The organism is Paenibacillus sonchi (assembly GCF_016772475.1).
GTDB lineage: Bacteria > Bacillota > Bacilli > Paenibacillales > Paenibacillaceae > Paenibacillus_AQ > Paenibacillus_AQ sonchi.
This window is the reverse complement of record NZ_CP068595.1, coordinates 2942446-2955506: the sequence shown is the minus strand read 5'-3', so window position 1 is coordinate 2955506 and position 13061 is coordinate 2942446. Positions and strand designations below refer to the sequence as shown.

Here is a 13061-nt window from a genome sequence, read left to right as displayed (position 1 = left end):
CGTACTGACTCTACATGCTATTTTCTCACTCCAGGGTAGTGATGTCCACTTTTCCGGACAATTTTCCGACAAATTCTGCTGTTTGAGAATGTGAAAAAAAGCACCTGCATCCCTGCAGGCGCTCCTTACTCCTTCCTATAAATTATATGATCGTCCATCCACCGTCTACGAACAGGGTCTGGCCGGTAGTATAGCTGGAAGCATCCGAGGCAAAATAGAGCACCGCGCCGTTCAGCTCACCCGGGTTTCCGGGGCGGCCCATCGGGCAAACGGCATTATACATTTTCAGCGCTTGTTCCGTGAACAGTGTATTCTCCGTCATTTCACTGCGGAATAAGCTTGGGCCGATCGCATTGACGGTAATTCCGTATTTGGCATACGTAGCCGCCACTCCCCGGGTCAGGTGGATCACTCCCCCTTTGGCTGCATTGTAGGAATGCGTAGGGACCGAAGCGGAGGCGGTAAGCCCCAGCATTGAGGCGGTATTGATAATTTTGCCGTATTTCCGCTCCTTCATATGCCGGATGACATGTTTGGACATGAGGAAGACTCCCTTCAAATCCGTATCCAGCACCCGGTCCCAGGCCTCCTCCTCCAGCGCTTCAATCGGCACGGCGTCCACGACACCGGCGTTATTCAGCAGAATATCAATTTGGCCAAAAGCATCCATAACCTTCCGGACAGCTTCTATAATCTGGTCCTCTTTTCGCACATCGCACTGGATGGGGATTATTCTGCGTTCCGGGTATTTGGCTCCGATCTCCTCCGCCACCGCGGCAAGCTTGTCATATCTTCTCGCCAAAATCGCGACATCCGCCCCTTGTCCGGCCAGCATCTCGGCGAATTGTACCCCGATTCCGCTGGACGCCCCTGCAATGACAGCTTTCTTCCCGGTTAAATCAAAAAGATGGGTCATCGTTTAACCTCCTATAAATGTTGTAAGCTTCGCCTTCATGGGATTTCCCGTTCACAACGCCCCGGACTGCAGCTTATTCTCCCACCAGTCCCAGCGGAGATAGCAGTAAGGCAGGAACTCCATGGGATGCAGCGGTTCTAACACCCGGCCTTTTTCGAGCACATTTGTACTTACGGTATAGACGGCCCCCAGCATATGGACGACTTCAAGCTCGCTCCAAGGATCATGCGGGGAATCCCGGAAGGTTATCGCAGCCTCAGCCGCCTTATAGACCTTGACGTCGCTGACCAGGCGTTGTGTAACCAGCACCGGCATCAGATCAAAGCCGCTTCCGTCAATGGCGTTGGCATATTTGATGTTGTACAGCGGAATGTCCTTGCCATAATATTCGTTCAGGATTTCCCCGGCTGCACTGTCATTGAACCTGTCCCCTATCCGCGCCTCCATGCTGACAAAATCAATGCCGTGCCGGCTGATCGTCCCGCCCATGAAGCCTTCTGCGTGGTTCAGGGAGATACCGGCCATTTTTTTGGGCAGGCCGCAGACTTCCCGGCCCATTGCCATGCCGATATCACTCGTAATCGGCATCGACAGGCAATAGTTGCCTAACTGGCCGTTATAGTCCGCCAGCACGAACAATCCGGCTTCGCGGTAAGGCGGACAGAAGTTCGTCGCCGGATAATTGGCTACAAAAGCGTTAACCAGCGGCCTGCTGGCAGGCTTCAGCGGCTTCGGAAGCAGACGCGCGATGATTTCAGGCTTCGTTTCCCAATACACCGTCAGCATCTCCGCATCATAAAAAGTGGTCGGTTTGCCTCCATACTTCTGGATATCCGTGATACTTTTTACAAAACTCCCCATGACTGTACCTCCTATAATTGGTATCAATGCAGCATATAAGCCGTTTCGAAGCCGCTCTGAATCGCCTGCCCGATTCTGCCGGGCCGGCCGGCATCGCCGATCACCTTCACATTCGGTAAAGCCTGCTTAAGCTCTTCCGTGAAGGAAGACTCCGGCGCAACTCCAATGGACAAAACCACGGCATCGGCTTCTCTTTCCGTGACTTCGCCCGTGGAGGTGTTCTCAAGCACGATAGACCCGTCCTTCACCTCTACCAGCTTCGTTGAAGCAAGCAGCTCGACGCCGGACTTTTTCAGCCGGGTAACGATGTCGATCAGATTCGGGAGATAGGCATCCGGACCGATCCGCGGCTGCATCTCCACTACCGTGACCCGGTTCCCTCTGTCCACAAGGTATTCGGCGGTTTCCAGGCCGGTCATGCCGGAGCCGATCACAACGGCCCGCTGGTTGCTGATCACAGCCTTGCCGCCGAGGACATCAACAACCGTACAGACCGCCGCCTTATCCACTCCCGGAATAGCCGGTATAACCGGCTGCGCCCCGGTAGCCACCAATACCGCATACGGCTCAAGCTCCTTCAATTGCTTCAGCGTAGGTTTCGTAGAGAGACGGACATCAACTTCCAGCTGCTCCAGCTGATGCTGCATATTGCCGATGAACCAGTTCAGCTTCTCCTTCAGCGGCGGCCGGCTCCCCAGCTCTACACTGCCTCCGAGCACATCCCTGGCTTCGAACAACACCGGCTTGAACTCCCGCTGCGCCAGAATCCGCGCAGCCTCCATGCCCGCTGGTCCGCCGCCGATTACCGCCACCGCTCTGCTTTTGCCGTCCTTCGCCGGTCCGGCAAATTCAAGCTCCCGGCCGGCTCTGGCATTGACGGCACACTTGATGACCTTGCACTCCATCACTTCCTGGATGCAGTACAGGCAGGAAATGCAGGTTCTGATCCCCGCTTCCTTTCCCGCTGCCGCTTTGTTGCCCCATTCCGGATCGGCCAGCTGGGCTCTGCCGACCGCCACAAAATCCGTGTTCCCTTCCTGGAGCAGACTCTCCGCGAATTCAGGCTTGCGGATGACATCGCAAGCGATCACCGGAATTTGAACCGCCTGCTTCATGGCTGCGGCGAGGTGTTTTTTCCACCCCTGCGGATAGGAAATCGGCTCAATTATCGTATTCGACGATTCATAAGTACCGCTGCTTACATTGATGCAATCCACACCGAGGCTCTCCAGATGCTTCGCGGTATCAAGCGCCTCATCCAGGGTAATGCCTCCCGGAACAAATTCATCGCCGTCAATGCGGACGGAGACCGGGAACCCTGCCCCGCAGGCCTGCTTAATGCCGCGCACAATCTCCGTCAGGAACAACATTCTGCCCTCAAGCGGACCTCCGTATTTGTCAGTTCTCAAATTCGTAAGCGGACTTAGGAACTGTCCAACCAGATACCCGTGGGCGCCGTGGATTTCGACTCCATCTATCCCCGCAGTTTGGGCGATGCAGGCTGCAAAAACAAATTTCCGCACCAGTTCTTCTACCTCTTGGGTCGACAGTTCCCGGGGCATTTCTCCGATGGCTGAAGACATCACCGCACTTGGGGCAACGATCTGCCTGCCGCCGATCAGCCGCCCGTGGTTTTGCCGGCCCGGATGCTGGAGCTGGAGAAATATTTTGCTGTCATGACGATGTACCGCCCTGGCCAGCTTCTCCAACCGGGGAACAAACAGCAGATCGCTTGCGTTCAATTGGTTAGGCGTGCCCACCCCTGTCTCATTGTCCACCCGGGTAATTTCAGTAATGATCAGGCCGCAGCCTCCTGCTGCACGCTCCTCATAGAAAGCGATCATTTCATCCGAAGCTTCTCCGCTGGCCGCAGCCAGCGATGTGCCCATGGCCGGCATGACAATCCTGTTCTTCAGCTTAAGGCGGCCAATATTCCCTGCGGCCCACAGTTTCTCGTATTTCATCTGCTTAGCACCTCCACCATCAGTGTAAGTCCCCCCCAAACTTTGTGAATATATGAACAAGAACCAAAAATCACTTCTTTCTAGTGCATTGTGCACTATGATAAAAAAAACTCCTCAAAAAGGGTGATCCCCATGGATGTTTCTCTAGATGAACTGCGGCTGGACCAGATTGAAAGGGAGCATTATACCGCCTCCTTATTCACGGCTTACATTTCAGGCGCAGGCCTGCCCGCCATCGTACAGACCGCTGCAGCGCTCCTGCGCAATCCCGTCATTGTATTTGATTCCAGCTTCAAAATCGTGGCCCACTCTGACCCGGATGAGATTGCCGATTACTTATGGAGCGAGAACATCCGCAAGGGTTACTGCTCTTACGACTTTATTGCGGCTGTGAACAAGCTGGACAGTGTCCGGCGGGGAAAGCAGGCCGACGAGTCATATGAAGTCACTTGCGAGGAAACCGCAAACACCAAGCTGATCTCCAAGATCAAAATAGGCAGCAAACCGGTCGGGAACGTGCTGCTTCTTGGCTGCAAGCAACCTCTCCGTCCCCAAGACAAGGAACTGCTGGCCATTGCCGCCACCATCCTGGGGGAAGAGATGGGCAAGAGCAGCTACTACCGCAACACGAGGAATATGAAGGTGGAGGATTTCATCTGCGGACTGCTGGATCAGCAGTTTCAGGACAGCCATGTCATTAGAGACAGATTGAAAAGCGCAGGCTTGAGGTTCGGCCAGCAGCTGCTTGTGCTGTTGTTCGACCTTTCCCGCTATGAACGTTCAGGACATTATGACGGCTTTTTAAGAGAGCGTTTACAACAACTGTTTCCCGGCAGCCCTTTCACCTATTATGAAGGACATATTGTGATGATTCATGACGGGGAGCTGTCCAAAGAGCTCATCTCTACCCATCTGCGGGAATTTTTGGCCCAGTCCGGAATCATCCTTGGGGTCAGCAGCAGCTTCTCCAATCTTTCCCAGTGCAGGACGCATTATCTCCAGTCCCTAAACGCGATCCGGATCGGCGGCATTCTCTGCCCCGGGCAGCAGCTGACCTTCTACTCCGATATTCATCTCTACGAGCTGCTATCTGCCGATGCCCTGTCCATGGAGGAACCCGGCTACCGCGATCCCGAGCTGCTGAAGCTGCAGGAATATGATGCTGCTCATCAATCCAACCTGTACCATACCTTCTTCGTCTATCTCAAAAATAACCGCAACATGCAGCTCACTGCCGAAGAACTGTATATTCACCGGAATACCCTCAGATATAAGCTGGATCATATCAGCAGGCTGCTTGATACCAGCTTCTCTGACTCCGAAAAAATGCTGGCCTATTATATTTCTTATAAAATCGCCGACTATTGCCAAAAATCCCGGAAACGGCAGAATTCCTCCTCTTTGCCGCTGCGGTGAAGATGCCTTTTCTACGCCAAACGGCCCCCGTTCTTATCCCAAGAACGGGGGCCGTTACAGTAATATGGAGCTTGCAGAAGACAGCCGGGAGACTGCTCTATTCGTAAAAAGCCTGCAGCTCGCGTACGATTACATCTTTATCATGCTTTACTACCTTCTGGTGCTGAGGCAGCGAGAACAAGGCTGCGATCTGCTCCGGGAACTCCTGCTTGATGTCAACCAGGGCGATAGCCTCGTCAAATTTGGCCGGATGGGCTGTCGCAAAAGTAATGGCCGTTTCCCCTGTGCCGTTAAACTTCTCGTATGCTGCAATGCCGCAGGCCGTATGCGGGTCGAGCAGATAATCATACTCTTTATTGTACTTCCCGATCGTATCCAGGCACTGCTGGTTCTTCACACCCAGCGCGGCAAAATCAGCCTGCACCTGCTGCAGTGCTTCGCCCGCGATCGTAATCTTCCCTTCGGTCTGCAGCTTGGACATATGGGCAGAGAGCTTCTCCGCATTCTCGCCCACCAGGTAATAGAGGTACCGTTCAAAGTTGCTGGCTACCTGAATATCCATCGAAGGGCTGTAGGTGCTCGTGAAGCTTCCCGGCTTATATTCACCGGTGTTCACGAACCGTTCCAGGATATTGTTTTCATTCGTGGCGATAATCAGCTTGTGAATGGGCAATCCCATCTTCTTCGCCAAATAACCGGAGAAAATATTGCCGAAATTGCCGGATGGCACACTGATGTTGATCTTCTTCTTATCGCTGCCCTCAATTTGCAGATAGACATAGAAATAATAGACCGTCTGCGCCAGAATACGCACGAAGTTGATCGAGTTGATCGCCCGCAGGTGATATTTGCCCTTAAAATCCAGATCGGCGAACAGTTCCTTAATCACCTTCTGGCAGTCGTCAAAATTGCCTTCAACAGACAGATTCAGCACATTGCTGTCGTCCACTGTCGTCATTTGCAGCTCCTGCACCTTGCTGACCTTGCCGTGCGGATGCAGAATGCAGATCTTGATGCCTTCCTTGCCGCGGACCCCCTGGATGGCAGCCGCCCCCGTATCCCCCGAGGTAGCGCCAAGGATATGAATAACCTCGCCGCGCTTGCGGGAAATGTAGGAATACAGCTCGCCCATGAACTGCAGCGCCACATCCTTGAAAGCAAAAGTAGGCCCATGGAACAGCTCCAGCACATACAAGGAATCATTCACTTGATGCAGCGGCGTTACTTCCGGCGCGCGGAAATTGCCATAGCTGGTGTAGACCATTTCTTTTAGATCTTCGTAGGGAATTTCATCATTGGTATAATACGAGAAAATTTCAAGGAACAGCTCCTGGAAGCTCAGGCTCCGCCATTCCGCCAGCTTCTCAGGGAAAATTACCGGGATCTGAAAAGGCACCATGAGCCCGCCGTCATCCGCCAGCCCCATCAGAACCGTATCAATAAAGCCCTTAGCTTCTACATTGCCTCTTGTGCTTATATACTCCATACCTCTCTCATCCTCCTGAACCCCTCTGTAGTTAACCCTTGTATAGGCTGATGTGCAGAAAATGTACCTGTGCTGCCCGGTGCCTAAGCTCATTCTATATTAACACGTTTAAGCGTTAAAGTCCGTTACTTCTGTGTTAACTTTTGCGTAACCATGGGATGCCGCAGGGCAGCTTCACGTTATTTGTTCTGCAGCTCTTTCCAGACGGTTTTGTTGCTGTATTTCTTGTCCACGCTGACATCCTTGCCGAACCATCCGGGGGCCACGAAGCTCTCCGCCGCCTCCAGCGAATCGAATTCAACCTCCAGCACGGTCAGTTCCAGTTGGGTATAGAGGTCAATCTCTACGGTCGTGCCGTTCCAAATGCCGGTAATGCGTGTCTTCACCAACGGTACAGCCTTCACGGCTTGAATCATCTGGTTATATAATCCCTCAGAGATGGAGTATTCGATCTCCTTGCGGCTGATGCCTTTGCCGTCCTTGAAGGTATGGGTATACGTAATCTCGCCCGAATCCAGGTCCGTGATCTTGCGTACTCTCAGCTCCTGCCCGTCCTCAATCGCCAGATAAGTCTGGTCAATGCTCTGCCGCGTAAGCACCTGCACCTGGCCTTCCTGAATCAGCCGCTCCGGGTACTCCGGCAGCAGGAACTTGCGTTCAATCTCCATAGCCATGCTGTCTCTCTCCTCTGTGCGTTTCATAATTATATTATTAATCATCATAGGCGCGGGGCATCTGCAAGTCAATGGAATCCGCCAACTCAGTCGAAGAGGCTGTCAATAGAGCGCATGTCATAATGATTGATGATTTTAAAAGACCCGCTGCTGTATTTGTCATTTCTGGACGTATCATTAATGGAGATATACTTTTGGTCATCCAGTCTAATGCCGAATCTGAAGTATTTGTCTACAATGATACTGATCCAGTAACTTCTGTTGAAATCGTGGGAAATGCTGGAGCTCATCAATTTGACACCGGCAAAAGCATTCATGATGTCCGCTATTTTTGCAGGGTCGGTCACAGTGACCTTCACTTCGTCAGTTGTCGAGGGCAACGAGCGGATGATTTCAATAGAAGTAATATCCTGCAGATGGATGCGGTCCGATACCCGTTCCTCAAATGAACTGAACATCTGGATGACCGTACCTACGAGGAATACAGCAATCCCGAGCAGGAACACAACCAGGCAGATTTGCATCAGGGTTGGCTTTTTCCGCTTCCCGGAATTTTCCCACTGCCCCGGCTGGTCCGCGTGATCTGCACCTTGCATCCGATCCATCTCTGCCATTACAACCGCCTCCTCCGGAATCAAGCAATACTTCCATTATATACAATATGGCTTGCACAAAAAACTCTTTGCCGACACTGCTTTTCTGCTTCAGGGTTACGTTGAGGGCTGATACAGATTAGTGGTTATGGCTATGGTTAGTAGTTACGGTGGCTGTTACGCTTATTGGTTAAAGTTTGCAGACTACAAGGTTACATGTACTGACTACTGACTACTGACTACTGACTACTGACTACTTGCCATTAAAAATCTGTTAACCCTCCGTGTTCATCTCGCAACTGTATTCTGTACAATTAAAAGTGACGATATCGGTGTTAAAACGAAATTAGCGGCACTTCGTACAACAAGTGGAAACGGCTACGCCGTCCTTTTAAAGGACGGGGTGTTTCAGCGAGAAATAGAAAGATAATTTATAGCGGGAAACATATAAATTCTTATATTTTTAAAAAAGCTGCATTTCAGCAAATATGCGCCAACTGCCATTTTTAAGTGTACAAAATGCAATTACAGCTAAAACAGGGGGGTTACACAGCCTTTTAACTGCATCAAATACAATTGCAAGGCTAATGGCGTGAGAAATTAGCCTCATTAAATTTAGCAAAAAGGGCACCCCATTCCGGGATACCCCTCTCTTTGCACACTCTAATTGGACAACCTCGACGCGAAGGCCAGCTACTCTCCCCCAAGCGGGAACAGCAGCGGCACTACACGGCCTGTGCCTACATCGATCAGGCCATGGTCTGTGATTTTGAGCGCCGGGCTGACCGGAAGGGAATGCGTGCTGATGGACATAATCGGATTGTAATGGTTGTAGCCCAACGATTCCATGGCTGTCCGCAATCCGAGCACCCGCTCAGCCGTTTCCTCAAGCGGCGCTTCAGTCAGAATGCCGCCGACCGGCAGCGCCAGTGAAGCAATCACTTTGCCGTCTAAGACGACACAGAAGCCGCCTTGCCCCGCAATCACTGCATTGGCGGCCACAGCCATGTCCACAGGATCATGCCCCACAACCAGCAGGTTATGATTGTCATGTGAATAGGTGGTAGCAATGGCGCCGCGCTTAATCGTATCTCCGCCGATTAGGCCGTAGGCGCGGTTACCGTTTTTGCCATACCGCTCAAAAGTGGCAATCAGGCCATACCCGCTCTCCTGCCACTGCAGCAGACCGTTCTTAACCCCGGCCTCCGCGTGCTTCTCCTCAGTAAATGTGGAGATGCTGTTGACCATCATCACCCGGGAGCTGTAACGCCCGTCCGGCAGCCCGGTCCGCACCGTGAAATCGTCAGCGGTCAAGGAAGACAGCTTCACGCTGCGGTAGAAATGCTCAGGGAACCGCGGCACCGTCTCCGGCTGCGGAAGCGGCAGCTTGCGGTCATAGACCTGAGCCCCCCGCTTGTAGACCGCTTCGATGGTGAAGCTGTCCAGATCCGAGAGCAGCAGATAGTCGGCGGTTTTGTTCGGCGCGATCACGCCGCGGTCATTCATCTTCATCCGCCGGGCCGGGGTGAACGTGGCGGCATACACGGCGTCCTCCGGTGCCATGCCCATAGCGATGGCTTTGCGCACGAGATGGTCAAGATGCCCCGTCTTCACCATCGAGTCGGTCATCACATCATCGGTCACGAAGCAGAAATGCTCGCTGACCGGATGGCGGACCAGATAGTCCACCACATCCGGGGTCATCGATTTTTCCTGAATCTCGATGAACATTCCCGCCGCAATCCGCGCCTTGAGGCCTTCAATGCTCTGATGGGTGTGGTCCGAATCGATCCCGGCATAGATCAGCCGGTGGAGATCAAGGTCAAGCAGCTTCGGCGTATGCCCCTCGATCACAAGACCGGGATAGCGGCTGCGGACATGCTGCAGGATACGGTTACTTTTCCCGTCGGGGTCACGGATGACATCAACATAATTCATCACTTCGCCCAGGCAGATCATCCGCTCTGTTTCCATCAGATCGTCGATATCCTCAATTTCAATCGAACCGCCGGTGGTTTCAAGCGGAGTTGCCGGCACCGAACTCGGTATGGCGTAGAACATGTCCACCTGGCAGTCCCGGCTGGCACGGATCATCTCATGCACGCCCTCCACCCCGAATACATTGGCCATTTCATGCGGCTCAGGGACAATGGTGGTTACCCCGTGCCGCAGAATGCCATACGAAAACGTCTCCGGGGTAATCATCGTGCTCTCGATATGCAGATGGATATCAATCAGGCCAGGCACCATATATTGCCCTTCCGCCTGAATGGTATCCTTGGCGGTGAACGTCTCTGCTCCGAGCGGCCCGATATAGAGGAACCGCCCGTCCTTCACAGCGACATTCGCCGGCTCGAACCGTTTATAGTAACTGTTGTACACCTTAGCGTTCAGTATAAGTTGATCTGTAATCATCATGTATGCTCCTCTTATGAAGCGCTACTGCACCAGCACCAGCTTCTCTTTTGGAAAATAAACTGTGACCTGCTCCCCTTGTCCGAAGGGATGCTCCAGCTCCTGATTGACGGTAAATACGCCCAGCTCCGTCTCCACCTGGTATTGATAGCTGCGGCCGAGATACGTGCTGACCTGCACCGTGCCCGGCAGCGTATTTCCAGTGGCGCCCGACTCCGGCGGACTGCTCAGCAGCTGCAGATCATCAGGGCGGATCGCTCCTAAGAGTCCGGTGTTGCCTTCACCATTCGGGCGCTTCACCGCCAGAAACTTCAGCGTTCCCCGGCTCAGCTCAATATCCGTGCCTTCGTCATTCCTGCCGTCAAAAGAGATAAAGTTCCCAAACCCGATGAACCGGGCCACAAATTCGCTGGCCGGATACTTGAAGATTGCCTGTGGCTGATCGAGCTGCTCGATCTTGCCATTATTCATAACCGCCACCTGATCGGAGATGGAGAAGCATTCCTCCTGGTCATGGGAGACGTATACAGTTGTAATGCCCAGCTCCTGCTGGATGCGGCGGATTTCCACACGCATATTCACCCGCAGGTTCGCATCGAGATTGCTGAGCGGCTCATCGAACAAGAGCAAAGCCGGCTCGATGACCAGTGCCCGGGCAATCGCCACCCGCTGGCGTTGTCCGCCGGACAATGCAGCCGGAAGTCTTTTCTCAAAGCCGCCAAGACTGACAATTTCCAGCATCCGCGTTACCCGCTTCTGGATCTCCGCCTCCTTCAGCTTCCGCAGCCGGAGGCCGAACGCCACGTTGTCGTACACCGACAGATGCGGGAACAGCGCATAGTTCTGAAAGACAAAGCCGAAATTCCGCTTTTCTACCGGTACCTTGGTGTAGTCCTTCCCGGAGAACATGAAGTTGCCCGCTTCCGCGCTTAGGAATCCGGCGATCAGCCGCAGCGTGGTTGTTTTGCCGCACCCGCTCGGTCCGAGCAGGGAAAGCAGCTGTCCTTGGGCCAGCGACAGATTGAAATCTTCCAGGATCAGACGGTTGTCATAAGCAACCGATACATGTTCCAGACTTAAGAGCGCCATTTGCTTATGCCTCCGTATCATTTGGTAAAGTAAGCTATCGTTTGGTAAAGTAGGCGAAGCCCATCAGCCGTTCGATGATAAACATCAGTGCCGCCGTCAGCACCATCAGGATGACCGAAATCGCGGCAATCGTAGGATCGAAGTAATTCTGCACATAGGTCAGCATCTGGATCGGCAGCGTGCTGATCCCCGGACCGGTCATAAACACGGAAATATCCACATTATTGAAGGATTCCAGAAAAGCGATCAGCACCGCCGCCAGAATACCGGAGCGGATATTGGGCAAAACCACTTTGAAGAAGGTGAACAGTCGTGTGGCCCCCAGGCTCTGCGCCGCCTCTTCCACGGCAAAATCGAAATTCTCCAGACTCGAAGCAATCACCCGGATAATAAAAGGCAGCATGATGACGGTATGTCCAATCAAGAGGCCCGCCACAATCGGCAGGTTGTACACCACGATCAGATAACGCAGCAGCGTGAAGCCCAGCACAATACCGGGAATCAGCACCGGCGACAGGAAAACCGCATTCAGCATGTCCCGCCCGCGGAACCGGTAACGGCTCAGGGCGTAGGCAGCAGGAACTCCCAGCAGCAGAGCCAGCAGATTGCCGAGCAGCGAGATTACAATCGAGGTTCTGAAGGTCTCCATGAACGCGCTGACCTCAAAGATGTTCTTGTACCACCGTAATGAAAAGCCCTCAGGGGGGAATTTCAGGACCGTGCCCGGCTCAAAGGAAGTAATGGAAATAATGACAAGCGGGCCCAGCAAAAAAATAAAGACCAGCAGCGTGTACAAGGACAATGCGCGGTTTCCTTCCTTCATCTTCTCACCCCTTCGGATTCAAGCGGTTGGCCCAGGCATTCATCAGCCCTACAACCACGAATGTAATGACGATCATAATCACGGCGATGACAGAGGCCGCCTGCCAATCGTTCAGCGTCATGGCGTTCTGATACAAAAAGGTGGAGACGACCCGTTCCTTGCCGCCGAGCAGCGCAGGCGTGGTATACGCCGTCAGACTGCCGACGAAGACCAGGATGCCGCCAATAATCAGTCCCGGCACAGTCAGCGGGAAAGTGATTTTGCGGAACGCTGTGAAGGGAGAGGCTCCCAGACTGCGCGCCGCCCGGACCAGCTCATGGTCCAGATTCTCCATCACCCCGAGCAGTGTGATGATGATCAGCGGCAGGAACAGATGCACCAGGCCAATCATCATGGCCGTGGGCGTATAGAGAATATCCAGCGGTTTGTCAATGATCCCTGTATTGACCAGCAAGGAGTTGACCAGCCCTTTTTTGCCGAGGATAATCATCCAGCTGAAAGAGCGGACAACAGGACTGGTCAGCAAAGGAAAAATCGACAGCGCCAGCAGAACGCTCTTCTTGCGCACGCTGGTCCGCGAGATATAATAAGCCGCCGGATACCCAAGCACCATGCAGACCAGCGTCGTCACAGCACTTACCCGGAGCGTAGTCAGCAGGATGCGGTTAAAGTACCCGTCGCGGAAAAAATGCAAATATCCTTCCAGCGTCAGCTTCCCGTCCTGCACAAAAGTAGAGGCAATAGTCAGCGTTATTGGTATCAGCATGAAGGCTGCCAGGAACAGCAGTCCCGGCAGCAGGAGAACCATCGCTTTTTTATTCATT

Annotated in this window: 11 protein-coding genes; 1 reads left to right on the top strand and 10 read right to left on the bottom strand. The window is 53.2% G+C overall.

Annotation, left to right across the window (positions count from 1 at the left end):
• Positions 1–142 precede the first annotated feature (142 nt).
• Genes JI735_RS13495 through JI735_RS13485 form a run of 3 tightly spaced genes read right to left on the bottom strand, consistent with a single transcriptional unit; the run spans position 143 to position 3741 of the window.
• Positions 143–916 carry an SDR family NAD(P)-dependent oxidoreductase gene (locus tag JI735_RS13495; RefSeq protein ID WP_039834109.1) on the bottom strand — a complete coding sequence of 258 codons (774 nt, stop codon included), beginning with the start codon at positions 914–916 and terminating at the stop codon, positions 143–145.
• Between the two features lie 51 nt (positions 917–967).
• A complete protein-coding gene (locus tag JI735_RS13490) occupies positions 968–1777 on the bottom strand; it encodes an acetoacetate decarboxylase family protein (RefSeq protein ID WP_051051629.1) in 810 nt (269 codons plus the stop codon).
• A gap of 23 nt (positions 1778–1800) precedes the next feature.
• Entirely contained in the window at positions 1801–3741 is a 1941-nt protein-coding gene (locus JI735_RS13485; protein WP_039834110.1) for an NAD(P)/FAD-dependent oxidoreductase, read from the bottom strand.
• 132 nt (positions 3742–3873) lie between these two features.
• On the opposite strand from JI735_RS13485, the gene JI735_RS13480 reads away from it, so the two are divergent.
• Entirely contained in the window at positions 3874–5157 is a 1284-nt protein-coding gene (locus JI735_RS13480) for a PucR family transcriptional regulator (protein ID WP_039834111.1), read from the top strand.
• Between the two features lie 97 nt (positions 5158–5254).
• Here the strand turns inward: JI735_RS13480 and thrC are convergent, their stop codons facing one another.
• From thrC to JI735_RS13445, 7 genes are all read right to left on the bottom strand, one after another.
• Complete coding sequence (thrC, locus tag JI735_RS13475; protein ID WP_039834112.1) at positions 5255–6643, bottom strand: threonine synthase; 1389 nt, start codon at positions 6641–6643, stop codon at positions 5255–5257.
• Between the two features lie 179 nt (positions 6644–6822).
• Positions 6823–7317: a CYTH domain-containing protein gene (locus JI735_RS13470; protein ID WP_039834113.1), complete on the bottom strand. Its 495-nt coding sequence runs from the start codon at positions 7315–7317 to the stop codon at positions 6823–6825.
• A gap of 86 nt (positions 7318–7403) precedes the next feature.
• On the bottom strand, positions 7404–7931 hold the full coding sequence (locus JI735_RS13465) for a hypothetical protein (RefSeq protein ID WP_039834114.1): 528 nt from the start codon (positions 7929–7931) through the stop codon (positions 7404–7406).
• A gap of 672 nt (positions 7932–8603) precedes the next feature.
• Complete coding sequence (locus JI735_RS13460; RefSeq protein WP_039834121.1) at positions 8604–10325, bottom strand: adenine deaminase; 1722 nt, start codon at positions 10323–10325, stop codon at positions 8604–8606.
• A gap of 24 nt (positions 10326–10349) precedes the next feature.
• Positions 10350–11414, bottom strand: coding sequence for an ABC transporter ATP-binding protein (locus JI735_RS13455; protein ID WP_039834115.1), 1065 nt, complete (start codon positions 11412–11414; stop codon positions 10350–10352).
• 34 nt (positions 11415–11448) lie between these two features.
• Positions 11449–12237: an ABC transporter permease gene (locus tag JI735_RS13450; protein WP_039834116.1), complete on the bottom strand. Its 789-nt coding sequence runs from the start codon at positions 12235–12237 to the stop codon at positions 11449–11451.
• A 4-nt stretch (positions 12238–12241) separates the two neighbouring features.
• Entirely contained in the window at positions 12242–13060 is an 819-nt protein-coding gene (locus tag JI735_RS13445; protein ID WP_039834117.1) for an ABC transporter permease, read from the bottom strand.
• Between the last annotated feature and the right edge of the window lies 1 nt (position 13061).